17 protein-coding genes are annotated in these 25,793 nt (G+C 44.3%); 5 read left to right on the plus strand and 12 right to left on the minus strand.

Annotated elements, in window-relative coordinates:
• Positions 1-172: 172 nt before the first annotated feature.
• Genes AC2CZC_RS02615 through AC2CZC_RS02625 form a run of 3 tightly spaced genes read left to right on the plus strand, consistent with a single transcriptional unit; the run spans position 173 to position 4,193 of the window.
• Positions 173-1,444 carry a polysaccharide biosynthesis/export family protein gene (locus tag AC2CZC_RS02615; RefSeq protein ID WP_484583733.1) on the plus strand — a complete coding sequence of 424 codons (1,272 nt, stop codon included), beginning with the start codon at positions 173-175 and terminating at the stop codon, positions 1,442-1,444.
• Positions 1,445-1,454: 10 nt separating this feature from the next.
• On the plus strand, positions 1,455-2,855 hold the full coding sequence (locus tag AC2CZC_RS02620) for a GumC family protein (RefSeq protein WP_484583734.1): 1,401 nt from the start codon (positions 1,455-1,457) through the stop codon (positions 2,853-2,855).
• 3 nt (positions 2,856-2,858) lie between these two features.
• Complete coding sequence (locus AC2CZC_RS02625; protein ID WP_484583735.1) at positions 2,859-4,193, plus strand: O-antigen ligase family protein; 1,335 nt, start codon at positions 2,859-2,861, stop codon at positions 4,191-4,193.
• Between the two features lie 8 nt (positions 4,194-4,201).
• Here AC2CZC_RS02625 and miaE read toward each other — a convergent pair whose 3' ends face one another.
• Positions 4,202-4,990 carry a tRNA isopentenyl-2-thiomethyl-A-37 hydroxylase MiaE gene (gene miaE / locus AC2CZC_RS02630; RefSeq protein WP_484584833.1) on the minus strand — a complete coding sequence of 263 codons (789 nt, stop codon included), beginning with the start codon at positions 4,988-4,990 and terminating at the stop codon, positions 4,202-4,204.
• A 207-nt stretch (positions 4,991-5,197) separates the two neighbouring features.
• Between miaE and AC2CZC_RS02635 the strand changes: the two genes are divergently transcribed.
• Positions 5,198-5,797 carry a Yip1 family protein gene (locus AC2CZC_RS02635; protein ID WP_484583736.1) on the plus strand — a complete coding sequence of 200 codons (600 nt, stop codon included), beginning with the start codon at positions 5,198-5,200 and terminating at the stop codon, positions 5,795-5,797.
• A 112-nt stretch (positions 5,798-5,909) separates the two neighbouring features.
• On the opposite strand, the gene purF is transcribed toward AC2CZC_RS02635, so the two are convergent.
• The 10 genes from purF to AC2CZC_RS02685 form a co-directional block, all read right to left on the minus strand.
• Positions 5,910-7,436, minus strand: a complete 1,527-nt coding sequence (gene purF, locus AC2CZC_RS02640; RefSeq protein ID WP_039608476.1) for an amidophosphoribosyltransferase — start codon at positions 7,434-7,436, stop codon at positions 5,910-5,912.
• Positions 7,437-7,454: 18 nt separating this feature from the next.
• Positions 7,455-7,949, minus strand: a complete 495-nt coding sequence (locus tag AC2CZC_RS02645; protein ID WP_039608475.1) for a CvpA family protein — start codon at positions 7,947-7,949, stop codon at positions 7,455-7,457.
• Between the two features lie 61 nt (positions 7,950-8,010).
• Positions 8,011-8,736, minus strand: a complete 726-nt coding sequence (locus tag AC2CZC_RS02650; RefSeq protein WP_484583737.1) for an SPOR domain-containing protein — start codon at positions 8,734-8,736, stop codon at positions 8,011-8,013.
• A gap of 10 nt (positions 8,737-8,746) precedes the next feature.
• The gene (gene folC / locus AC2CZC_RS02655; protein ID WP_484583738.1) at positions 8,747-10,009 is read right to left on the minus strand and encodes a bifunctional tetrahydrofolate synthase/dihydrofolate synthase; all 1,263 of its coding nucleotides are present in this window, start codon (positions 10,007-10,009) and stop codon (positions 8,747-8,749) included.
• 22 nt (positions 10,010-10,031) lie between these two features.
• Positions 10,032-10,907, minus strand: a complete 876-nt coding sequence (gene accD, locus AC2CZC_RS02660; RefSeq protein ID WP_046357907.1) for an acetyl-CoA carboxylase, carboxyltransferase subunit beta — start codon at positions 10,905-10,907, stop codon at positions 10,032-10,034.
• A 219-nt stretch (positions 10,908-11,126) separates the two neighbouring features.
• Positions 11,127-11,927, minus strand: coding sequence for a tRNA pseudouridine(38-40) synthase TruA (truA, locus tag AC2CZC_RS02665; RefSeq protein WP_284020309.1), 801 nt, complete (start codon positions 11,925-11,927; stop codon positions 11,127-11,129).
• 107 nt (positions 11,928-12,034) lie between these two features.
• Positions 12,035-19,246: a FimV/HubP family polar landmark protein gene (locus AC2CZC_RS02670; protein ID WP_484583739.1), complete on the minus strand. Its 7,212-nt coding sequence runs from the start codon at positions 19,244-19,246 to the stop codon at positions 12,035-12,037.
• A 268-nt stretch (positions 19,247-19,514) separates the two neighbouring features.
• Positions 19,515-20,531, minus strand: coding sequence for an aspartate-semialdehyde dehydrogenase (locus AC2CZC_RS02675; RefSeq protein WP_063363554.1), 1,017 nt, complete (start codon positions 20,529-20,531; stop codon positions 19,515-19,517).
• Between the two features lie 2 nt (positions 20,532-20,533).
• On the minus strand, positions 20,534-21,664 hold the full coding sequence (locus AC2CZC_RS02680; RefSeq protein WP_484583740.1) for a 4-phosphoerythronate dehydrogenase: 1,131 nt from the start codon (positions 21,662-21,664) through the stop codon (positions 20,534-20,536).
• Between the two features lie 59 nt (positions 21,665-21,723).
• Positions 21,724-22,014, minus strand: a complete 291-nt coding sequence (locus AC2CZC_RS02685; RefSeq protein ID WP_484583741.1) for a DUF6419 family natural product biosynthesis protein — start codon at positions 22,012-22,014, stop codon at positions 21,724-21,726.
• Positions 22,015-22,216: 202 nt separating this feature from the next.
• Between AC2CZC_RS02685 and fadE the strand changes: the two genes are divergently transcribed.
• A complete protein-coding gene (gene fadE, locus AC2CZC_RS02690; protein ID WP_484583742.1) occupies positions 22,217-24,667 on the plus strand; it encodes an acyl-CoA dehydrogenase FadE in 2,451 nt (816 codons plus the stop codon).
• Positions 24,668-24,716: 49 nt separating this feature from the next.
• On the opposite strand, the gene AC2CZC_RS02695 is transcribed toward fadE, so the two are convergent.
• A complete protein-coding gene (locus AC2CZC_RS02695) occupies positions 24,717-25,793 on the minus strand; it encodes a DUF6136 family protein (protein ID WP_484583743.1) in 1,077 nt (358 codons plus the stop codon).

The raw sequence follows: 25,793 nt of genomic DNA on the forward strand, positions 1-25,793 counted from the left end.
AAAACCAGCAAAGGCTGGTTTTTCTATTTTGCAAACGCCACTCGATGCAAATTGCAAAAAGCCAATATAAAAACCGCAAAATAACATTGCAACCCTATGTTTTTTAATGATTTCGACAACTGGCCTAATTAATGCTTTATTTAAGACAGTATCTTTCATTAAGGAATAGACTATGACAGTCACCAGCATCACAACAAAGCTCAGTATATTAGCACTTGTGTGCAATATCGCGCTGACTGCTGGCTGTGCACATATTGACGGAACAGTAGAGTTAGAAGATAACGACGACCGTTTTTATGGCCACCCTGATGCACAAGGCACAGTGATTAACCCAGCAGAGCCCGGCACAGTATTCGCAGCTGGTTTAGATTGCTCAGGCGCGAACGAATTTGCCATTTCAAAACAGTACCGCGTTGACAAAGCAATTGTTACGCACCCAAACAACCAAGCGCCCGTACCTGTACTTGGTGGAAGAGATGCAAATTCTTTACCACTGAGCCCGGGCGACTTGATCGATATAAATATGGAGTTTGGTGAAGGTTTTAATGGCCGCTATATACTTGATAGCTCTGGCCTACTGGAAATGCCTGTGATTGAACCTATTTTTGCAGCGGGTTTGACCACCAAACATTTAAGTGAGCGCATTGAACTGGCATTGATCAGAGCGAATATATTCAAAGCGCATACACTTGATGTAAATATTAAAGTGCTGAACTTAGCATCCATAGAAGTGCCGGTATCTGGCGCGGTGTTTGAGCCAGGTCGTGTGACAATTAATGCAACGATCCCATCGCAAGTACAGCAAGAGCGTCTTGCAGCTTCTGGCGACCAAAGTAAAAAGCGTTTATTGTCTGAAGCGGTCAGAACCGCATCTGGTATTCGCCCTGATGCGAAGCTCGACCAAGTGATTTTAATTCGTTCAGGTTGGCAGGTAGAAGTAGACCTTACGGGCATTTTAACCGGCGAGCCGGTAACTGATTACGCATTGATAGCCGGTGACCAAGTCATCGTGCCAAGCACAGGCTGTTTTCAACCTCACTTGGTTAGACCGTCGCAGATCACACCAAAGGGCTTTCGAGTCTTTATGTCCAACTTGATAGATTCTGCAGAGAGTAATTCAAACGCAGCCATCGGTCGTTTTTCAAGTAGCCTGCCTTATGGTACGCGTTTATTGCAAGCCGCAGTCTCTGCAAACTGTGTGGGTGGCAAATCCTATACCAACGCACCTCGTCGCGTGGTGTTAGTCAGCACTCACCCAATTACAAAACAGACACAAGTTATAGAGCGTTCAATCGAGCAACTTATACGTATGCCTTATAGAGATAAAATCAATCCATACGTAATGCCAAATGACGCTATCGCCTGTTACGACTCTGATATCACAAATTTAAGAGACGTGGCGCAAACAGTTTTAGACTTAGTCGCACCATTCAAGGTGTTTTAGGAGGTGTATCATGGGTACAGCACTTCAAGTCACAACGCCATACAGCCGCTTTAGAGCAACGATTTATCGTTGGCTGCGCAGACCATACTTAGCTGCATGTGCGATTAGCTATATTGTCATTACTTTATTGGTGATTGCCTATTTGCAAAAAGCCCCCACATTCAAAAGTGATTTTGACATTGTGCTACCAGGTACAGGTGCTAACAGCCAAGTTAATATCGACGAAGTAGGTCAAGTTGTCTCGTCGACCAGTGCGCCATTCGGTAAAGGCTATAACCCGCGCGTTAACTACAAAGAGATGATCATGAGTCGTAACCTGCTCGACAGCGCAGCTAAAACAATGAATCTAACAGGTCGCGAGTTTGGCAGTCCAAAAGTACGCTTAACCGAGCAAACCTCTATTTTGAATGTAGAAACAACCGGCGGCTCACCACAAATTGCACAAAACAAAGCATGGGCTATCTACGACGCACTACAAGCACAACTTGACCATTTGCGTGCAGATGAGGTTAAACGTCGTGACGAAAGCATCAAAGCTGTTTTAGACCAATACCGTGAGCGTCTAAACCTAACGCGTAATAATATTATTGATTTTCAACAGCGCTCACTCATTGTGTCTGCTGAGCAGTTGCAAAGAGAAACAGCTACTTTGTCTTCAATTAGAGAAAAAATGGTGATGATCCAAGCTGAAATTGGCCAAGGCGAAGACTATGTCAGCCAATTGAGCGTAGATTTAGGTGTGTCTCCTGCTATGGCAGGTCAAGCATTTGTACTTCAGTCTGACAGTGAGTTTCGTGGCTATCTATCAGAGCTTACCTCTAGTGCATCTCAGTTAAGCGAATATCGTTCACGTTGGGGAGAGGGTCACCCGAAAGTCAAAGCAGAATTTGCTCGCTTTGAATATTCAAAACAGTCGCTTCGCAACCGCTCGCAAGGTTTGGTGGGCCCAAATGCAGCGCACATATTCACTTCTCTAGATTTAAAGAATAACCCAAAACGTGCGCAACTTTTTGCAGATCTTATTAACGCGTATGCTGTTAAAAAAGGCAAAGAAGCAAAATTAGTTGAACTAGATCAAGCCCAAACTTTGTTAAACGAAAAAATTAAAATATATGCACGTGAGGCTGCAGAGCTGGAACGCCTTCAACGAGAGTTTGACCTAGCAGAAGCGGTATTCACCTCAGCAGCAGCGCGCTTAGAAGCAAGTAAAGCCGATGTCTTCGCTTCCTATCCGATTGTACAACTTATGACGCCACCTTCAATGGCTTTCAAAGCAGTCAGTCCTAAAAAAGCCTTGGCCATTGCTGCAGCACTTTTTGCGATGATCTTCACATCACTTGCTATATTAATGGTTAATAAGCGCAGAGAGATCGTTGCACTTGTTGTTGAGAAGCCAAAAGCAAAAGGATAATGGATGCTACTACTGTCAGCATTGCCAGGAGAGAAAAAAGAATTTGTCAGCTCAGAAGAATTCGTCGTCTGGGCTGGCTTAGTGCTGACCTACCCTTCCTTTTTAACTGGCACATTATACGTCCTCGGCTCAGTGATTGGCTGGATCTTATTTGCCATGGTGATCACCCGCCTCTACGTTGAAGTCGATAAAAAGCATAGCCGCGTTAACCCTATGGTGTGGTTATGGATCATCGCCATGTTGGTGATGCTGTTGGCGCTCATTATCGCCCATTTTAATTGGTCGTTAGGCATAGGGAAAACCATAAAGTCGTCCATTGGTTGGATGAAAGGGTGGGCGCTTTTAGCGCTATTTCCTTTGATAGGGAATTTAATTCAAATTCGGAAAGAAGTCGTGATCCGTGCTGTATGCATCATCGGCATTCAAACCCTGATCTTTGCCGTTGTTTCTTTTATTTTTTATTTAGGCCGCTTACCAGGTGATATTTTCCTCTCTCCGTTAAAAGTCATCGGCGGGCCAGGTGAGAGCTTTTTCATGGTGAGTTTTTACGGCATAAACCCAGAAACCGGTGCTGGTAGATGGCGCTTCTTTACACCTTGGGCCCCTGCTGCCGGGTTTATGGCCTGTATCTATCTGGTATTTTGCCTGCAAGAGCAAAACGCCCGCATTCGCCGCTGGGCCATCGCTGGGTGCTGGGCCATGCTGTTGCTCTCTCAATCTCGTGCCGGCATTGCCATTTTTATTATGCTTTTTCCTATGGTGATGTTCAGTGATAAATTCAAAGAGCCATGGTTTTTATTTTTACTCGGCTTTTTAGTGCCCGTAATACTGTTACTCGGTGAGCCTGTGTATCAATGGGTGATGGACTCTTACGAAGCCGTCAAACAACAACGGCCAGGCTCAACGCGAGTACGACAAGCATTAGCCAATATAGCCGTACAGCGCTGGGAAGCAGAAGCGCCTATTTGGGGTCACGGTATTGTTGAGCGCGGGCCAAAACTCGTTGAGCGTATGCCAATTGGCTCTCACCATAGCTGGTATGGACTACTTTTTGTAAAAGGTATAGTGGGTGCCATTGCCCTTGCCGTGCCCATGGCACTTACCTTTATTTACTTTTTATGGAAATCACAAGACTCTAAAACAGCTCAAACTGCCTTGTGTTTAATGACGGTATTTATCTGTTATAGCTTTTTTGAAAACTTGGAGATTTTGTCGTTTTTGTACTGGCCGGCATTGCTATGGTTTGGCATCGTATTCAAAGGCGAGAAGGCATATCGCGCATCAACTAGAAAACACAGGCAAATAGAGCACTTTCCAAGCAGACGCGCGGGGCGTTAATTAAGTTTTTATGCCGCTACAGGCACACCACTGTGGAATTTAAAGTCTTCATCTGGTGTATCAATTAACGCATTTTCAATGGCTTTAAACTCGGCTATGCGCGCAGCCACATCAAAGCGCTTAGGATCTGTTGCCTGTGCGACTTGCTCAGCAAGCTCAATATAATCCTGGTAGTGACGTGCTTCAGAGCGCAGCAGTGATACATAAAAGCGCGCCAGTTCATCATCTAAAAACGGCGCAAGTTTAGCAAAGCGCTCACACGATCTCGCTTCGATAAATGCACCAATAATGAGCTTATCAATTAACGCAGCAGGCTCAAACGTGCGCACATGCTTGATCATACCCGCAGCATAGCGAGATGCGTTTAGGCTTTGTACACGTAGACCTCTTTGCTGAATGATCTCAAGCACTTGTTCAAAGTGATGCAGCTCTTCTTTAATAAGACGCACCATTTTGTCTAATATATCTTGGTTGTAGGCATATTCTGGCTTTGCAGTTAAGCTGCCAATTAACTCGTTTTTGCTCGCTGCAAACGTGCCATCACCTATTTTACGATATACAAAATCCTCATAAGGCTTTACCCAGCCCAATAGCGTTTTAGCTGACTCATTATCCACAGCATATTTACGAATTAAAAATGCTGCGCTTTGCGCCGCTTTTAATTCACAATGCATATGGTCAACAAGAAGTCGTTGCAAATTTTCAGGCTTTTTAGCCTCTTCAATCCAACTGTCAGGTGTACATGTACCCAAGAACTCGTATATCGGTGCAAGCAAATCTGCGTATTTATCTAGCATCATCATCAAAATATTTCGAACTAATGGCGCAATTCTATCACACACTCACCATGCCACTCTATCTTGGCATGGCGGAAATAACATGGCTTGATTGTTTAGGATCAAGTACACCTGTCGTTTAACCCGAGTTGCTTGACAAAATTTAACCAATATTTCATATGTTAATTGAAGCTGTGTAAAAAACACTCAAAAAAAGAGAGGCTTTGTATGATTTTAAACCACTTGTGGGGGCTCTATGCTCACCCAATTGAGGAGTGGCAGACGATTGACAACCATCATGAAAATGCCAGCTTTAGCCTATCCCATATGATAGTAATAGCCCTGATCCCAAGTATTATGGGATATATTTCTTCTGTTCATTTAGGTTGGAAAATTGGTACAGGAGATGCGGTATACCTTACTCATGAAAGTGCGCTGCTCATTGCAATTGCTATGTACTTTGCACTGATCATCGGTGTATTTGCACTTGCCTATTTAGCGCATTGGATGGCGGTCACCTTTGGCGCCGCGCCAACTTTTACGCAAACCCTTGAGCTGGCAGCTTACACTTCAACGCCACTCTTTATGTCAGCCATTGCCGCCATTTATCCTGAGCTTTGGTTTATGGTCAGTGTTGGCACAATCTCTGTCGCCTACTCCGTCTACTTACTCTACACGGGTGTGCCTATTCTCATGCATATTCCCGAAGAGAGAGGCTTTATCTACGCCAGCTCAATGGTCACCTGTGGACTTATTTTATTGGTGATCATTCTTGCTGCAACGGCTATTTTATGGACGAATGGCATAATTAGCCCTACATTTACTTAGGGTAGCGTGGTGATTCGCGCTACCTTTGCTTTTATCCTAAAAACGAAATCAAACTAAAAGGGCGATGGTATTCACCATCGCCCTTTTTTACATATTCAAGTTCATGCGTTGCTTATTCGCCTTCGCCAGTTTCCTGATTATGTAGCTCTAAGCTCGCTGACATCGCTTGCTCACGCGTTGATTTTGCCGAGTCATTTCTCAGTGCATCGATACGGTTTAGGTAATCCTGATCAACGTCACCTGTGATGTACTGACCGTCAAATACCGATGTTTCAAACTGGCTGATCTCAGGGTTTTCAATGCGAACTGCTGCAATTAAATCTTCAAGTGACTGATAAATCAGACCGTCAGAGCCGATGCTCGCATTGATGTCCTCAAGCTCACGACCATGCGCGATTAGCTCAGCTGCAGATGGCATATCGATACCGTATACGTTCGGGAAGCGTACTTCAGGGGCAGCTGATGCAAAGTAAACATTTTTAGCACCTGCTTCTCTTGCCATTTCAACGATTTGCGCCGAGGTAGTACCACGTACGATTGAATCATCCACTAATAGCACATTTTTGCCAACAAACTCTCTGTCGATGGCATTAAGCTTGCGACGTACTGACTTCTTACGCTGTTCTTGTCCTGGCATGATGAAAGTACGGCCAATATAGCGATTTTTCACAAAGCCTTGACGATATGGCAGGTTGAGTACAGAAGCAATCTCAAGGGCGATATCACATGAGGTCTCAGGGATTGGAATAACCACATCAATGTCTTTATCCGCCCACTCACGTTGTATTTTTTCACCTAGCTTGGTGCCCATATTTACGCGTGAAGCATAAACCGACATGTTGTCGATGGTTGAGTCTGGACGAGCAAAATAAACAAACTCAAAAATACATGGCGCTAACATGGTTTTATCTGCGCACATTTTTGAGAAGAACTGGCCATCTTCAGTCACGTAAATCGCTTCACCTGGGGCAACATCACGCACGAAGTCAAAGCCATCTGTCGCCAATGCTACGCTTTCAGAAGCAAACATGTATTCAGTACCATTGTCTGTGTCACGTTTACCAAATACCAATGGGCGAATACCATGCGGGTCACGGAACGCTAACATGCCGTGACCAATGATCATTGCGATACTTGCATAACCACCTGAACACTGCGCATTCACCGCGGCAATTGCGGTAAACATGTCATCTGCATCCAGCTTCATTTTGTCACTGCAACCTAGCTCATAAGCAAGGATGTTTAGCAGGATCTCAGAGTCTGATGTTGTATTTACATGACGTCTAGCCTTGGTAAACAAACGCTCTTTTAACTCCGCAGCATTGGTCAAATTACCATTGTGCGCTAATGAGATACCAAATGGAGAGTTTACGTAGAAAGGCTGCGCTTCCGCAGAACTTGAAGAGCCTGCTGTAGGGTAACGCACATGGCCAATACCAATGTTGCCCTGTAGTCGTTTCATGTGACGTGTGTGAAACACGTCTTTTACCAAGCCGTTTGCCTTGCGAAGGCTAAACGTATTGTTGTCAATGGTAATGATGCCCGCTGCATCTTGACCGCGGTGTTGCAAAACAGTTAAGCCGTCATACAAAGCCTGATTAACAGGAGATGTTCCGACTATCCCAACGATACCACACATTAAAAAATTCCTCGCCGATTAACGGTTTGCTGAATTTAAAAAGCTCGAATTGTTCTCCAAATAAGAGAAAAACCACTCAATCACAAATCCAAATTCAGGGATTACTACCGACGCCTTCCACCAATCTGTATCTGGGGCTTTGGTGAAAGCATCGAGAAAGAACAACAGGGCGCTGACGACTAATACACCGCGCATAGCACCAAATAAGATGCCAACAACACGGTCTGTGCCAGATAATCCTGTACGCTGTACAAGTTCACCCAATATAAAATTAACTAATCCACCTAATACCAGCGTTGCGACAAATAGTATGGCTATTGCTGCTGCGTTTCTTAATAGGGGTTCTGAAACAAAGGTAAGGAAAGTGGATAGGTATTGATAAAATAGACTGGATATAAAGAATGCGCCAACCCAAACTACAAGGGACATAGCTTCTTTTACAAAGCCGCGTATCAGGCCAAAAAAGGTAGAAATACCGACAACTGTAAATATGGCGTAATCAACCCAAATCATAATAACCAACAAGTCGTTAATTTTGGGCACATTTTATAAGACACTTCCTAGAATTGCCAGATCATTTTGCAACCTTAAATTGCGTAAGGCGGCCATTAAGTTTAGTTAACTTCTTTAATTCTGGTAACTTAGCTTCAAGTTTTTGCTTATTTAAATCTGGTCCAACAAATACTTTCGTTAAAGTACCGTTGGGTGTTTTAACGGGACGAGTAAAGGTTTTAAAACCATTGAGCTTAAGTTTTGCTGTTAACGCATCAACATTGGCTTTGTGAGAAAAGCTACCCAGTTGAATTACATACGCCATTTTTGAAAAGTTAGAATGCTCAGGGCGCTCAAGCTCAGGCGCTTTTACCTCAACAGTCGCAGCTTTCTTTGGCTCTGCTACTGGCTCTTCAATCGGTTGCTTAAATTGAGACTCAACTTGCTCGACTGGTACGTCAGCGACTTTCTGCGTCTCTGGTTCAGATGGCACAGCCTGCGTTTCTGCCGGTGAGCTCGCCTCTGCATCATTTGAGACTACCGATGTATCATCTAGGTTTATATCTGCAGAGATATCATCTGCTTGAATATCCTCTACCACTTCAGGTTTTGGCTGCACAGCTAATTCTGCGCGCGCCTCTACCGTCTCTTGAAGATCAATAGATGAAAACTCTGGTCGCTCAGGAATTTGTTGGAACCCCTCTTTATAGTGCACTTTTTCGCCATCCAAAATATTTGGAATAAATACAATGGCAGCAATCACTATGATACTGGTACCTACGAGGCGATTTACAAATCCTGAGTTCACGTCTTACTCTCTATTTTTTCCAATACTGTATGGCATCTGCAACCGTAAAGAATGAGCCAAAAATAATAAGTGCTGAGTTGGCTTCTTGTGCAGGTAACAATGCATCAAGTGCTAGGTGCACAGATTCATATGCTGCAACATCATGTTGCTGCACCTGCCCTAACACTGCACGCATATTGTCGGCACTTTCCGCTCTTGGTCCACTGAGGGAAGCACATGTCCAATGATCTACAACATCACTCAACTCATTAATGACAGCAGCTTTGTCTTTATCAGCAAGCATAGCGACTAAGACATTAATTTTAAAGCCCTGATTTTTTAAGTCGAGTAACTTTGTACGTAAATAACGCGCTGATTCTGGGTTATGGGCAACATCTGTGTACACTAAAGGAGAGTCACTGAGCTTTTGAAAGCGCCCTTCTACCTGTAAATTATCTAATAGCTTAGGTATTTTTTCCTGCTCAGGTAGCAGGTCTAATCGCGCTAACGCCGTCAACGCAGTTGCTACATTCTGTGCAGGAATACTAGGCTGTGTGAGCGTCATATCATACTCTTGATACTGCCAGCGCAAACCATTATCAAGTGGTGTGAAGACAAAATCACGCTTTGATAAAATCATATCTGCGTTAATTTCATCACCATAATCCGTGACAGTATGAGGGATATTCAGATCGCCTACGATCGCAGGGGTGTTCGTTCTAAAAATGCCCGCTTTGTCGTATCCTACAAGCTCACGTGTATCACCTAGATATTCTTTATGGTCGAGATCGATTGTAGTAATAATGCTGGCATAAGGTGTGACAATGTTTGTTGCATCGTATCTACCACCTAACCCCACTTCAAGCAGCACATAATCCACTTCATAGCGTTTGAATAGAGCAAGCGCACCAAGCGTCCCATATTCAAAATAGGTCAACTGCGTTTCGCCGCGGCCTTGCTCCAATTGATAAAACGCATCCACATGATCTTGGTCTGCCAATTCTTGACCATTAATACGCACGCGCTCATTGTAGCGGATAAGATGCGGGGAAGCGTAGGTACCAACTGAATAGCCTTGTACAAGTAACATCGCTTCCATACAGCGAGCGGTTGTGCCTTTACCGTTAGTGCCACCGATCAATATGATTTTACTGGGGGTATCAAGTAAATGGATATTGTTTGCGACTTGGGCAACACGCTCTAACCCCATTTCGATATTTGCAGGGTGCAGTTGCTCTAAATAACAAAGCCAATCATCTAAGCTCGATGATTGGCTAGGTTTGATGTGTGACATAGCTAGCTCAATTTCGAAAAATTTACGCTACTCTATGCTCTTGTTCTGTAGAAGGCAAGTCCATAAACTTAGAAATCATACGTGCTAGAGAGTCACGCATTTCACGACGGTCAATAATCACATCAATCGCACCGTGCTCTAATAAGAACTCACTGCGCTGGAAACCTTCAGGTAAGGTTTCACGTACTGTTTGCTCGATTACACGAGGACCTGCGAAACCAATCAGTGCTTTTGGCTCACCCACGTTGATATCACCAAGCATTGCTAATGACGCTGATACACCACCCATAGTCGGGTTCGTTAATACAGAGATAAACGGTAAACCTTGCTCACTCATTTTTGCAAGTGCAGCACTGGTTTTAGCCATTTGCATCAGTGAAAATAACGCTTCTTGCATTCGTGCACCGCCTGATGCCGAGAAACAAATTAGCGGCATATTGTGCTCAAGACACTCATTCACAGCAGCAACAAAGCGCGCACCTACAACAGACGCCATTGAACCGCCCATGAATGAGAATTCAAATGCAACTGCCGCAACTGGCATGCCTTTCAAGCGACCTTTCATCGCGATCAGCGCATCTTTTTCACCACTGACTTTTTGTGCAGCAGTAATACGGTCAGAGTACTTTTTGGAGTCTTTAAACTTCAATACATCTTGTGGCTCAAACTCAGTGCCTAATTCCACAAGCTCACCGTCATCTAGGAAACGCTCTAGGCGCTCACGCGCTGAAATACGCATATGATTGTCACACTTAGGACATACATAAAGCGACTTCTCTAACTCAGCTTTGTATAAGATGGAATCACAGGCTGTACATTTTGCCCATACTCCTTCCGGAACCTCTTTCTTACCTGCCGATTTAGCAGCTTTAGGCAAGATTTTTTCTAACCAACTCATTGGCAACTCTCTTGTCTTTATTCTGTATATTAGTCTGTGCACACAGACAGATTTTCCCAATTAAAACATGTTTAAGGCAACAGCGGTATAAAAAACTGGTCTTAGTAGTCTTAACAAGTAATAGACGCGTGAGGAACTGAGATTTTAATGCACAGTATAAGGAATGTTATCGCTTATAATTAAATAGCTTATGCAGTTTCATCCACGCCTAAGTAATAATTATTTTTTGATCTCAACTTCCGGCAAAAACAGTGGACCCACTGACATTTTAGGAATTCCCCATTTTTCAGGGTAATCAACATCCACTAAGTACAAGCCATTTGGTTTAGCCGTTGCACTTGCCTGTGTTCTGTCTTTTAAAGCCAACAGCTCTGCCATCCAATCAGGCGATTGCTCACCAATGCCTATGTCTAGTAAACACCCTGTGATATTTCTCACCATATGGTGTAAAAATGCATTGGCTTTCACATCAATAACAACATAATCACCAAATCTATCAACCTGTAGGTGGTGAATATTTCTAAACGGCGTATTCGATTGGCAATGTACCGCTCTGAAAGAAGTAAAGTCTTGCTCACCTAGCATATGGTGACAGGCCGCCTGCATTCTTTTTTCATCTAACGGGTGATGGAAGTGCGTCACGCCATTTCTTAATATGCCCGGACGATATGTGTGGTTATAAATCACATAGCGATATCGCCTTGCTGTTGCACTAAAGCGTGCATGGAATTCATCATCAACTTGCTGTGCAAAACGCACAGCGATATCGTCAGGTAATTGAGAGTTCATACCAAGTGTAAACGCACTCATTTCACGATCAGCATCAGTATCAAAATGAACTAACTGCCCTGTCGCATGCACTCCTGCATCTGTGCGACCTGCACATACGATTTCAACAGGATGATTACAGATCCGCGAAAGCGCTGTTTCAATTTCTTCTTGGACACTACTCACATGACTTTGACGTTGCCAGCCTGAATAATTGCCACCGTTATACTCGATACCTAGTACTACACGCATACACTTGCAAACTCTTCACTAAATTATAGCCGGGCATTTTATGCTATTGGCGCTGGGAATAAAAGCAAAGGGGGGCGATATCGCCCCCCTTTATCATGTCATCATAGTTATTTTATCTGCTCTTTAAGTAACCTAGCTTCTTCTTGAACAGACTCAGGACCATTCTCCATCACATCGTCTAACGCGGACACTGCCGAGTCAAAATCTTCTATTTCAAGATATGCTCTCGCCAAGTCTAATTTTGCCGAGAACCCGCCTTCTTCTAAATCCACATCCGTTGGATTATCGCCTGCAAGTAGCTCATCAAAATCATCTAACCCCACATCCATATTTGGCTCTTGATACGGCTCTTCATTCGTCACGGCATCATCACTTTCTGCGAGTAAGTCATCAATCTCTAGAAAATCTTCAGGCATTGAGGAAGGTTCAACTTGCTGCGTATCCTCCTCAATTTCGAACTTATCATCTAAGTCCTCACTTAGTAATGCATCGAAGTCGACCTCAAGTTCTGGTTCTTGCTCCCTATCAAGCGCTTCAGGTTCAGCAAACTCATCCAGTAAGGCATTAAAGTCAGTGCCTTCAAGATCGGCCATAAAGGCATCTTCAATGGCATTTTCATCAATATCAACAGGCGGCTCAACTTCGCTACCCGCTTCGGCCACTTCATCAAGTTCCGCTAAAAATGCATCTGGATCTGCGCTTACATCTAGCTCCAATTCAGAGTCAGATATCCCCATATCTTGATCAAGTTCAGCGCTGCTAAGCTCCTCAGGTTCATCTGTTAATGGCGCTTCAGCTTCCAATGATGCTAATGCAGCAGATTCGTCAAAAGGTGTGTCTAAATCAATTTCGAGATCTTGTGGCGCTTGAACTTGCTCAGGAGCACTTTGGGTAGGTTCGCTAGGCACCTCTTCATCCATCGCAGCCAGCGCGGCATCTTCATCAAATGGGGTATCTAAATCAATACCTAGGTCGTCCAGTTCGTCTTCTAGTGCATCGTCAAGTGTTAAGTCTTGCGCATTGGATAATTCAGATAAGGTGTCCGTCTCTAAATTAGACGACTCGCTTGCTTGAGCCTCATCATCTAAATCACCAAATAAATCGTCTAAGTCATCCTCAAAGGACGCTTCAAGATCGCCGTCAATATCTGCATTTAAATCACGTTGGCTTTCAAGGCTCTGCGCAAGCTGGCGCTCCGTTTCACTCATTTCTTCCGTGAACGGCTCCTCAGCCAAAGAGATTTCTTGCGCTTCAATTTCTTCAAGCTCAAGTTCTGGGTAACTTTCTAGTTGAGCACTGGGTGTCACTAAATCCGGCTCAGGTAAAGGCTCGTCTGCAAGCAGATCAACTTCATCACCTAACGGATCGTCCCCTAAGTCTATCTCTCCATCTTCTGCCAATAATGCTTCATCTAAAGACGCTAATTCGGCTTCAGCTTCAAGCTCCTCTAGCATGTCATCAACATTCTGAGGCTCAATACCATCTATATCAGACATCAAGCTTTGTAGATCTGATCCGGCTTCTAGATCCAGCTCAGATTCTGCTTCTAGTTCAGGTTCTGCTTCTAGTTCAGGTTCTGCTTCTAGTTCAGGTTCTGCTTCTAGACCAAGCTCATCTTCTAGACTAAGTTCAGCTTCTAACTCAGGCTCTGCTTCTAACTCAGGCTCTGCTTCTAATTCAGGCTCTGCTTCTAATTCAGGCTCTGCTTCTAATTCAGGCTCTGCTTCTAATTCAGGCTCTGCTTCTAATTCAGGCTCTGCTTCTAATTCAGGCTCTGCTTCTAATTCAGGTTCAGCTTCTAACTCAGGCTCTGCTTCTAGTTCTGGCTCTGCTTCTAGTTCAGGCTCTGCTTCTAACTCAGGCTCTGCTTCTAACTCAGGCTCTGCTTCTAACTCAGACTCTGCTTCTAACTCAGGCTCTGCTTCTAACTCAGGCTCTGCTTCTAGTTCAGGCTCTGCTTCTAGTTCAGGCTCTGCTTCTAGTTCTGGCTCTGCTTCTAGTTCTGGCTCTGCTTCTAGTTCTGGCTCTGCTTCTAGTTCTGGCTCTGCTTCTAGTTCTGGCTCTGCTTCTAGTTCTGGCTCTGCTTCTAGTTCTGGCTCTGCTTCTAGACCAAGCTCATCTTCTAGACTAAGTTCAGCTTCTAACTCAGGCTCTGCTTCTAACTCAGGCTCTGCTTCTAACTCAGGCTCTGCTTCTAGACCAAGCTCATCTTCTAGACTAAGTTCAGCTTCTAACTCAGGCTCTGCTTCTAACTCAGGCTCTGCTTCTAACTCAGGCTCTGCTTCTAACTCAGGCTCTGCTTCTAACTCAGGCTCTGCTTCTAACTCAGGCTCTGCTTCTAACTCAGGCTCTGCTTCTAACTCAGGCTCTGCTTCTAGTTCAGGCTCTGCTTCTAGCTCAGGTTCTGCTTCTAGCTCAGGTTCTGCTTCTAGCTCAGGTTCTGCTTCTAGCTCAGGTTCTGCTTCTAGCTCAGGTTCTGCTTCTAATTCAGGCTCTGCTTCTAATTCAGGCTCTGCTTCTAATTCAGGTTCAGCTTCTAACTCAGGCTCTGCTTCTAGTTCTGGCTCTGCTTCTAGTTCTGGCTCTGCTTCTAGTTCTGGCTCTGCTTCTAGTTCTGGCTCTGCTTCTAATTCAGGCTCGTCTTCTAGTTCAAGCTCAGCTTCTAGCTCAGGCTCCGCTTCTAACTCAGGCTCTGCTTCTAGTTCTGGCTCTGCTTCTAGTTCTGGCTCTGCTTCTAGTTCTGGCTCTGCTTCTAGACCAAGCTCATCTTCTAGACTAAGTTCAGCTTCTAACTCAGGCTCTGCTTCTAACTCAGGCTCTGCTTCTAACTCAGGCTCTGCTTCTAACTCAAGCTCTGCTTCTAGTTCAGGCTCTGCTTCTAGTTCAGGCTCTGCTTCTAGTTCAGGCTCTGCTTCTAGTTCAGGCTCTGCTTCTAGTTCAGGCTCTGCTTCTAGTTCAGGCTCTGCTTCTAGTTCAGGCTCTGCTTCTAGTTCAGGCTCTGCTTCTAACTCTGGCTCTGCTTCTAACTCTGGCTCTGCTTCTAACTCTGGCTCTGCTTCTAGTTCTGGCTCTGCTTCTAATTCTGGCTCTGCTTCTAGTTCTTGCTCTGCTTCTAATTCTGGCTCTGCTTCTAGTTCTGGCTCCGCTTCTAGTTCTGGCTCTGCTTCTAGTTCTGGCTCTGCTTCTAGTTCTGGCTCTACTTCTAGTTCAGGCTCTGCTTCTAGTTCAGGCTCTGCTTCTAGCTCTGGCTCTGCTTCTAACTCAGGCTCTGCTTCTAATTCTGGCTCTGCTTCTAGTTCTGGCTCTGCTTCTAGTTCTGGCTCTGCTTCTAGTTCTGGCTCTGCTTCTAGTTCTGGCTCTGCTTCTAGTTCTGGCTCTACTTCTAGTTCAGGCTCTGCTTCTAGCTCTGGCTCTGCTTCTAACTCAGGCTCTGCTTCTAACTCAGGCTCTGCTTCTAACTCAGGTTCTGCTTCTAACTCAGGTTCTGCTTCTAACTCAGGTTCTGCTTCTAACTCAGGTTCTGCTTCTAGCTCTGGCTCGTCTTCTAGACCAAGCTCGTCTTCTAGACCAAGTTCATCTTCTAGACCAAGCTCATCTTCTAGACCAAGCTCACCTTCTAGACCAAGCTCACCTTCTAGACCAAGCTCATCTTCTAGCTCTGGCTCGTCTTCTAGACCAAGTTCATCTTCTAGACCAAGTTCATCTTCTAGACCAAGTTCATCTTCTAGACCAAGCTCATCTTCTAGACCAAGTTCAGCTTCTAACTCAGGCTCTGCTTCTAACTCAAGCTCTGCTTCTAACTCAGGTTCTGCTTCTAACTCAGGTTCTACTTCTAACTCAGGTTCTACTTCTAACTCAGGTTCTACTTCTAACTCAGGTTCAGCTTCTAGTTCAGGCTCTGCTTCTAGCTCAGGCTCTGCTTCTAGCTCAGGCTCTGCTTCTAGTTCAGGCTCTGCTTCTAGTTCAGGCTCTGCTTCTAGCTCAGGCTCTGCTTCTAGCTCAGGCTCTGCATCTAGCTCAGGCTCTACTTCTAGCTCAGGCTCTACTTCTAGCTCAGGCTCTGCTTCTAGCTCAGGTTCTTCTTCTAGACCAAGCTCACCTTCTAAACCAAGCTCATCTTCTAGACCAAGTTCATCTTCTAGACCAAGCTCATCTTCTAGACCAAGCTCATCTTCTAGACCAAGCTCATCTTCTAGACCAAGCTCATCTTCTAGACCAAGCTCATCTTCTAGACCAAGCTCATCTTCTAGACCAAGCTCATCTTCTAGACCAAGTTCAGCTTCTAGCTCAGGCTCTGCTTCTAGCTCAGGTTCTGCTTCTAGTTCAGGCTCTGTTTCTAACTCAGGCTCTGTTTCTAACTCAGGCTCTGTTTCTAGCTCAGGTTCTGCTTCTAGTTCAGGCTCTGTTTCTAACTCAGGCTCTGTTTCTAACTCAGGCTCTGTTTCTAACTCAGGCTCTGTTTCTAACTCAGGCTCTGTTTCTAACTCAGGCTCTGTTTCTAGCTCAGTGTACTGTTCCGATATTTCAGGTAGATCAACGTCTTCATCAATCATTCCATCCAAATGACCAGCTTCTACATTTGAAGTACCTAATGGAGAAATTGACTGCTCATGCGCATTATCTGCACCTTTAGCAACTAGCTCATCAACTCCAATTTCAAGCTCAGTGTCAGTGCCTTCATCACCATCATCGGCAAGTAAATCATCGATATCGCCTAAGTCATCTTCAACATCGAACTCTGTTTTCTCGACGTCTAGTTCAGGCGTGACCTCTTCTTCAGCAACAAGCTCATCAATGCCTGCTTCAAGCTCAGTCTCAATGCCTTCATCACCAACATCGGCAAGTAAATCATCAATATCGCCTAAATCATCTTCAACATCGAACTCTGTTTTCTCGACGTCTAGTTCAGGCGCGACCTCTTCTTCAGCAACAAGCTCATCAATGCCTGCTTGAAGCTCAGTCTCAATGCCTTCATCACCAACATCAGCAAGTAAATCATCTTCAACATCGAGCTCTGTTTTCTCGACGCCTAGTTCAGGCGCGACCTCTTCTTCAGCAACAAGCTCATCAATTCCTGCTTCAAGCTCAGTCTCAATGCCTTCATCACCAACATCAGCAAGTAAATCATCGATATCGCCTAAATCATCTTCAACATCGAGCTCTGTTTTCTCGACGCCTAGTTCATGCGCGACCTCTTCTTCAGCAACAAGCTCATCAATGCCTGCTTCAAGCTCAGTCTCAATGCCTTCATCACCAACACCAGCAAGTAAATCATCGATATCGCTTAAGTCATCTTCAACATCGAGCTCTGTTTCATGAGCGTCTAGCTCAGACGCGACCTCTTCTTCAGCAACAAGCTCATCAATGCCTGCTTCAAGCTCAGTTTCAGTGCCTTCATCACCAACATCAGCAAGTAAATCATCGATATCGTCTAAATCATCCTCAACAGCAAGGTCTGTTTCCTCAAGATCAAGCTCAGGGGTCGTTTCTTCTTCAGCTACGCTTGCTAAAATATCGTCAACATCATCTAGGCTCTCTTCGCCCAGTTCTTGTGTCACCTCAGGCTCTGGATTCGCCTGCGCCAGCAAGGCGTCAATGTCATCTTCACCTGCCAATTCACTTTCTTGCTCCGCTTGAGAAAGCAAATCATCTATATCTTGCTGCTCTTCAGAGGCTTGCTGAGCGTCATCGATTAAGCTATCAACATCGTCAAGTTCTAAGCCATCCTCTTCATTAACAAGGTCATCTTCGTCTAATGCACCATCAAGCAAATCGTCAATATCATCTGCACTTAAGATGCTATCAGTATCAGCTACTCCTTCAGCCTCATCAGGCTTTGGGGGTTCTGCTGCCGCCTCATCGATTAAACTATCAATATCATCCAGATCTAACGTATCATCGCCAGCGACATCAGGCTCTTCAGCCAGTTCTTCGCTTAAAGCTGCTAATGCATCATCACTTACATCAAGTGTGTCATCTTGCTCATCACCAACCTCATTGAATAAATCATCAATATCGTCAGCACTTAAAATATCGTCCCCACCAGAGGTGTTTTCTTCAACATCTAACGTTACTTCATCACCTAAAGCATCATCAGTCGAATCAAAGCTTTGCTGTAAGAAATCATCGATATCGTCCGACGCATCCTCCGATGGCGATTCATCATCAAAAACAATATCGTCGTTGAGTAGACTATCTAGCTCATCTTGATCAAGCGTACTACTGCCTGTCTCAAAGCCATCATCTTCATCGTCCAAAGCATCAAACACAATGTCATCATCTTCTGGCAGAATGTCGTCATCAAGCTGGACACTCTCATCCAATGGAGAGATGTCATCTGTGACTGGCATATCGAGATCAAGCGGATCTGCTGCGGCTGCCGCAGTTGCAGCGCCTGCTGTTGCTGCAGCCGCGGCGGCTGCTGGCGCTTGAGGTAAGAACTCATCATCTTCTGCACTACTTTCAGCTGCTTGCTTGCGTTTACGCATAAAGAGCACAAGACCTATGATAAGCAGCGCAGGTATCGTCGCCAGTAGGGCAATCACAACTGGGTTAGACAGCGTTTTGCTCAAACTTGATTCTTCAGCCGCTTTTTTATCAGCTTCTTGTTGCGCAATCATCTCGCTCTGCATATCAATCACAACTTTTAACTGCTGTTGGATCTCACTGTCTTTACCAAGCTGATCTCGAACATTTTGTAGTTCATCAGAAATACTACTCAACTGCTTTCTAAGCTGGTTATTCTCTTCTAAGATATCTTCCACATTTTGCACTGAAGACTTGAACTGGTTTTGCAAATCAAGCAGCTTAGAGTCTTGTTCCATGCGTAAATTTCTAAGCTGATTAGTCAAGGCTTTTTGCGCCTGCTCAACGTCAACTTTACGCGCCTGTGTCACGCGTTTTTTGGCATCATCTATATCAGATTGATTTAAAGTGCCATTTTTCTTACGCTCCCACAGCACATCGTCTTGATCTGATTTTTGTTTTGCGATGCCTGGATTGACTCGTCTGATTTCTGCCAATGTTGGGATACGTAGATACGCGCCATCACGCATGTGGTTAAGGTTTTGATCTAAAAATGCGCCGGGGTTTTTGTCATACAAAGCTTTCATAACCTGATAAATGGTGACTGAATCATCAGGTCTGATTTTTTGTGCTATGCGCCACAACGTGTCTGAAGAGCGAATAGGGCCAACTGAACGCCCTTCAAGGCCATAATCAACGCCTTTAGGGCCCTTCAACACGGTACCAACTTGAGTGTGTGCCGGGGATGTTATGAAAGCCAATGCTAGGATACAAAATAAGGCTAAACCGCGCATGCTGTTCCTTTGTTTAAGGTGACCACTTACCCAACCAGTAAGTGAATAAAAAATTTGCTCATCTTTGCTTTTTGCAAGCTCTGTTCCAATTGCAAACTATAAACCAGTTATTAGGGAATATCCATTGTCAGCGTAGTGAATATTAACACTGGCATAGTACTTTATGATTAGAATGAAAATGTTTTATAAATCAGGGAGGTGGTAAAAAGAAGGATTTGTGCAATCTGTGGGGCAAAATGCTGCCATTGCATTTTGCCCCACAGTAAAATTAAAGGTAATTTGCGACTAGCTCTTCAGCAATTTGCACACTATTTGTCGCGGCACCTTTGCGCGTATTATCAGACACAACCCATAAGTTTAGTCCCATTGGGTGTGAAATATCAGCTCTAAGTCGGCCTACATACACGGTATCATTGCCACTGGCATCACTGACTGGAGTTGGGTAATCTTCTTCATTTTCAATGAGCTCCACACCAGGCGCATCAGCAAGCAACTGCTTTACATGCTCTAAATCAAAAGGCATGCGTGTTTCTAAATGAATCGCTTCGGCATGGCCAAAAAACACTGGGACACGCACAGCTGTTGGGTTCACCATTACGCTGCTATCTCCAAGAATCTTTTGCGTTTCCCACACCATTTTCATCTCTTCTTTGGTGTAGCCGTTTTCTTGGAAAGTATCTATTTGCGGAATGACATTAAATGCAATTTGCTTTGGAAATACATCATTTTCCATCGGTCTTGCATTCATTAAATTAGCCGTTTGCTTAGCTAGCTCATCAACGGCTTCTTTACCCGCGCCTGATACCGCTTGATAAGTGGATACATTAATTCTATCAATACCATAGGCATCATAAATTGGCTTCAGCGCCACCAGCATTTGAATCGTCGAACAATTCGGGTTGGCAATAATATTGCGATTTCTAAAATCAGCTAGGCTGCTCGCGTTTACTTCAGGAACAACTAAAGGCACATCATAGTCGTATCTAAAATGTGATGTGTTATCTATCACGATACAACCCGCTTCAGCCGCGATCGGTGCATATTTTTCTGATACACTGCCGCCGGCAGAAAATAAGCCTATATGCGCATCTGCAAAGTCAAACTCTTCAACATCAAGCACGGTGACTTTTTCACCCATGAAATCAATTTCTTCGCCTGCACTTCGGCTGCTCGCCAGCGGGTACAGTTTATCAACTGGAAATTTTCTTTCGGCTAATGTTTCAATGATCTGCTTACCGACTAGGCCTGTTGCGCCCAGTACCGCCACGTTAAATTTCTGCGACATGTTTATTCCTCATTCATTTCTACTTGAAAGCCAAGTTGTTGTAACTTTTGCGTGTGGCTTGGCTGCGACACGATGTTCAACGTTGAAAATTCTCTTCTCGGCGGGTATTGCTTACGTAATACATCAAAACCCTGACTTTCTAAATTGGCTCGCATTAAACCATTATCACGGCGAATATCATAGATCATATGTACAATACGACCATAATCTCTTTCAGTGAACGTATTATTGAGCTGACATTGACTTATCGCAGGTGTGGGTAAAAAAGTGTCCAATCGCTTAGTTGGCTCAACGTCAAGCGTTTTACATAGAGCCTGATACAGCATTTGCGTTCCCCGCGCTTTGCCTTCCAAAGTGTGTCCAGCAATATGCACTGATGTATACAGGCAATGCGCCATCAACTCAGTCAAAATATTTGGCTCATTTTCCCAAACATCTAAAATCAATTCTAACTTCTGCCCAGCTTGCTTAGCAGCCAAGAGGGCTTGATTATCAATCACATCACCGCGACTGGCATTGATAACTAACATGTTAGGCTTTAACTGCTTAATTCTTTCTTTATTTAATAAGTGCTTGGTTTGATGAACGCCACTTTTCACTAGAGGCACATGAAAGGTGACAAAGTCAGCTTGCGCCAACGCGGTATCAATGTCTACATGCTCATTAAGTTTGCCTTGCTCAGCCAACACTGGATCACACAAAATAAGTTCAATACCACTGTGCGCTAGCTTTTGTTGCAAGCACGCACCAATATTGCCCACACCGACAATGGCTAATTTTTTACCGCGCAGTTCAACATCGCGATCCTGACTGTACGCATACAAAGCACTGATCACGTATTCAGCCACAGCAACCGCATTGCACCCAGGCGCACTAGAAAAAGCAATATCACGGGTTGCTAAATACGTTTGATCAATATGATCCACACCAATTGTGGCCGTACCAACAAACTTAAGATTGTCTGCATTGTCTAGCAGTGCTTGGTTAACTTGCGTGATCGAGCGCGTTAATAACACATCTGCATCTTGCACTTGCTCAGCACTCACTGCACGCCCGTCAAAACGGGTTACCTCTCCAAAACTTGAGAAAAACTCTTCCACCAAAGGCATGTTCTGATCAGCCAAGATCTTCATGTAATTTTATTCCTAAACGTCGCACGGAACTCTATTGTAACTCAGCTATTGCACAGACCCTAGCTCCGCCTTGCACCAATACCAAATGCACCAAACATGAGGCTCAATAAAAATAGCACTAAGAGCTTAACGCTTGGCTGTTCACTCACGTTGACTAATGGACTAAATACAAAGGCGTGTACATTGCACCAAGCTAGCAATAAAGCCGTCGTGTGCATACCTCTGTATGCATAACATGCGCACACTATGCTACTGATAAAATTGATAAGAATCGCATACTCAAATGCTTCAACACTGAGCAACATGGCAGTGAATGTCATCACAATGAGACTTATATTCCCCAATTGCATAAATAACCCCTCCTTAGGTCTTTTTTGTAATATAGATAAGTTTACAAAATTGGCAATTGAACAATTTTTAAGTGTGACAATACACTGGTGTGGTCAAAAATTGGCTTCTAAAATGATATTTGGGAGGCTTTTTTGCTTGAAATAACTGGTCAGACAAGCTAGCCTTAATCATGTGGTCAGACCTCTAATAAGGAAGAACAACATGACACTTTTATTTACTATCGCTTTGATAGCACTGGTCAGTGCAGCCTGCTATCATCGCGCCAGCTGGAATACCTGTTTGGGTGTTGCAGCCGCGACTTTGGTTGTCGGTACCTTTGCCGACGCCTTTGGTCCATTGTCTTGGTTAATTTTCTTAGCCGTTGCAATCCCATTTTCTGTCACTAATATCCGTCAACAATATATTGTTGCTCCTCTTTTCAAAGCATTTAAAAAAGTCACCCCTACCATGTCTGAAACTGAAAAGTCCGCGATCGACGCAGGGACAACTTGGTGGGAAGCTGATTTATTCTGCGGTAATCCAAACTGGAACAAACTACATCAGTTTGCAAAACCGAGATTAACAGCCGAAGAGCAGGCTTTTTTAAACGGCCCAGTTGAAGAAGTCTGTGCCATGTTGGACGATTGGGAAGCGACCCATGAGTTAACAGATTTACCGCAAGAAGTGTGGCAATACCTTAAAGACAAAAAGTTTTTTGCCATGATCATCAAAAAACAATACGGTGGTCTAGAGTTTTCAGCATATGCACAATCGTGCGTGCTACAAAAATTAACAAGTAAATCAACACTATTATCTTCAATCGTCGGGGTGCCAAACTCATTAGGCCCAGGTGAATTACTTCAGCATTATGGTACGCAAGAGCAAAAAGACCATTATTTACCTCGCCTCGCAGTAGGTGATGAAATCCCATGTTTTGCACTGACTTCACCTGAAGCGGGCTCAGATGCCTCCTCTATCCCAGATTTTGGTGTCGTATGTAAAGGCGAGTGGGAAGGAAAAGAAACGCTTGGGATCCGTTTAACTTGGAATAAACGCTATATCACGCTCGCACCAGTATCAACCGTGCTGGGCTTAGCATTTAAAATGCAAGATCCTGATGGCTTGCTAGGTGATAAAGAAGATATTGGTATCACGTGTGCGCTTATTCCAACCTCCATGCCGGGTGTTGAAATTGGTCGTCGTCACTTCCCATTAAATGTACCATTTCAAAATGGCCCAACACGCGGTAAGGACGTTTTTGTACCATTAGATTTCATCATTGGTGGCCCTAAAATGGCTGGGCAAGGCTGGCGTATGTTGGTTGAGTGCCTATCCGTTGGCCGTGTAATTACTCTGCCTTCGAACTCAACAGGTGGCATAAAAACGTTAGCACTGGCAAGTGGTGCGTATAGCCGTATTCGCCGTCAGTTCAAACTACCCATTGGCAAAATGGAAGGCATTGAAGAAGCGCTGTCAAAACTCGGCGGCTATGCATACAGTAGCGATGCTGCATTAAGCATGTCTACAGGGGCTGTCGACTCAGGTGAAAAGCCATCTGTGATCTCAGCTATCCTGAAATATCACTTAACTGAGCAAATGCGCGATGCGACCATTCATGCTATGGATATTCACGGTGGTAAAGGCATTTGCTTAGGTCCAAACAATTATTTGGGACGTGGCTACCAAGGCGCGCCGATTGCCATTACTGTTGAAGGTGCAAACATCTTAACCCGTAACATGATTATTTACGGACAAGGGGCTATTCGCTGTCACCCATTTGTTTTGGCTGAATTAAACGCATGTAATATCAAAGACAAGCAAGAAGCGCTTGATAGCTTTGATACGGCATTAATGGGTCATATTGGCTTTACTATTTCTAATCTAGTACGCACTAAGTGGCTAGCCATCTCCGGCGGTCGTTTTACTAAAGTGCCATTTAATGATGAAACAGCAGACTACTACCGTAATGCTGCGCGTTACAGCGCTTCATTGGCCCTGATGTCTGACATCTGCATGGCAGTATTTGGTGGTTCCTTGAAACGCAAAGAGCGTATCTCAGCACGATTAGGTGATCTGTTAAGTTATTTGTATTTAGTGTCAGCTACGCTGAAGCGATACAACGATGAAGGCCGCAGAAAAGAAGATCTTCCTTTAGTTAAATGGGCGTGTCAGGAGCATTTATACTTGTGTCAACGTGCACTAGCGGACTTGATAAATAATATGCCATCAATGGCACTTCGCGGAGCGTTAAAGCTGATATTGTTCCCATTTGGCCGTCCTGTGCGCAAGCCAACAGACCAAATGGAGCACGATATTGCCAAGTTGCTACAAACGCCTAATGAAACACGTGACCGTCTGGCAAATTACATCTACACCACTGACGAACCGCGCAACTTGATCGGTAAGCAAGAGCAAACACTCAAAGACATCTTGGCTATTGAGCCACTCTTTGACAAGGTGTGCCGCGCTAAAGGTCAAAAGCTGCCGTTTATGCAACTAGACAAAGTCGCCAGTATGGGCCTTGAAAGTGGCATTTTGACTCAGCAAGAAGCAGATAGTCTTGCCGCTGTTGAGGCCAAGAGACTGGCAGTGATTAATGTTGATGATTTTGACCCAGCCGATTTACTTGCAGGTAAAGCTAGGGTGGTAGACAGTAATGTAGATGCTGCTTAAGCCACAAAGTTAATCATAAAAAGGCCGGATAATCCGGCCTTTTTCATGGTTATTCTACCAAAACTTTGGCTAGCATAATCGTCACTACGACAATAGCCCAAGTGAGTGCCATAAACCGCACCGAGTGTAAAATAACCCACATCATCAAGGGTGTCGCAAACAAGGTTACAAGTTCAAAAGTACCACTTCCCAACAAGGTAATGCCGCCAAGCAACATCAGAGTCGTTAAGCTAAATACAAAAACACACTGGCTGCGTTGCATCTGCTTGAACTGAGATAACGAGTACCAAAAACTGCGATGTTTAATAGCCTGCTTGTTAGTATCAATTAATAAGCTGCTCCACCAAAGCACTACAAACAATTGCGCCATCACCACGTAGTAACTTTTTAGATCAGGACGCTCTGTAATAATTATCCAAATGCACCAATAGGTTAAAATCGTCATTCCAAGACGCCAGATCACAACCCATGGCTGTTCAAGAGTCCATTGCACCCAAAAACTATGCGCTGTGACTTTGCGCAGCTTTATCGCTTTGTAATCACGTGGCAGCCACAATGATACACCTAACAAGACCATCAAAGCCGCATAATAAGTCATAAAGTGTTGGCATATAAAAGTCAGTAAGCATGCCGCTACCAATACCACCAAAACAGAGATTGGCCGATAAAGTAAGATGGCTGCGAGCATAAGCTGACTCAACATAAACATGATCAACTGTGGTGCTTGGCGCAAGTTTTCCCACCCCATTGATACCGCTAGCAGTAAAGCCGATAAAAACAACACATGGCAAAGCAGCAGTAAACCTTGATCCGCGAGCCATTGATGCACTCTAGATTTTAATAAGGTCCCGTGATAACTTCGATGCGCAGTATCTAACACTGCACTTTTTAAGGTGTGCAGTAACAGGCTTTGCAAAAGCAGAAAGCCAAATGTCATGTAAATCACTTGAGACTCTGACTCATATTGCACAATTTTGCCAAGCGCAAAAAAGATCCCTAAAGCCAAACCTGGTAAATAAACAAAAAATAGCGTCGCTAAAAGCAAAGAAAACTCAGCCAACTGACGACGTAGCTCTTTCAGCTCTACCTTAAACGCACTCAATCTATATCGATAATAATGAACCAA

Source organism: Pseudoalteromonas sp. MMG033 (genome assembly GCF_057197785.1).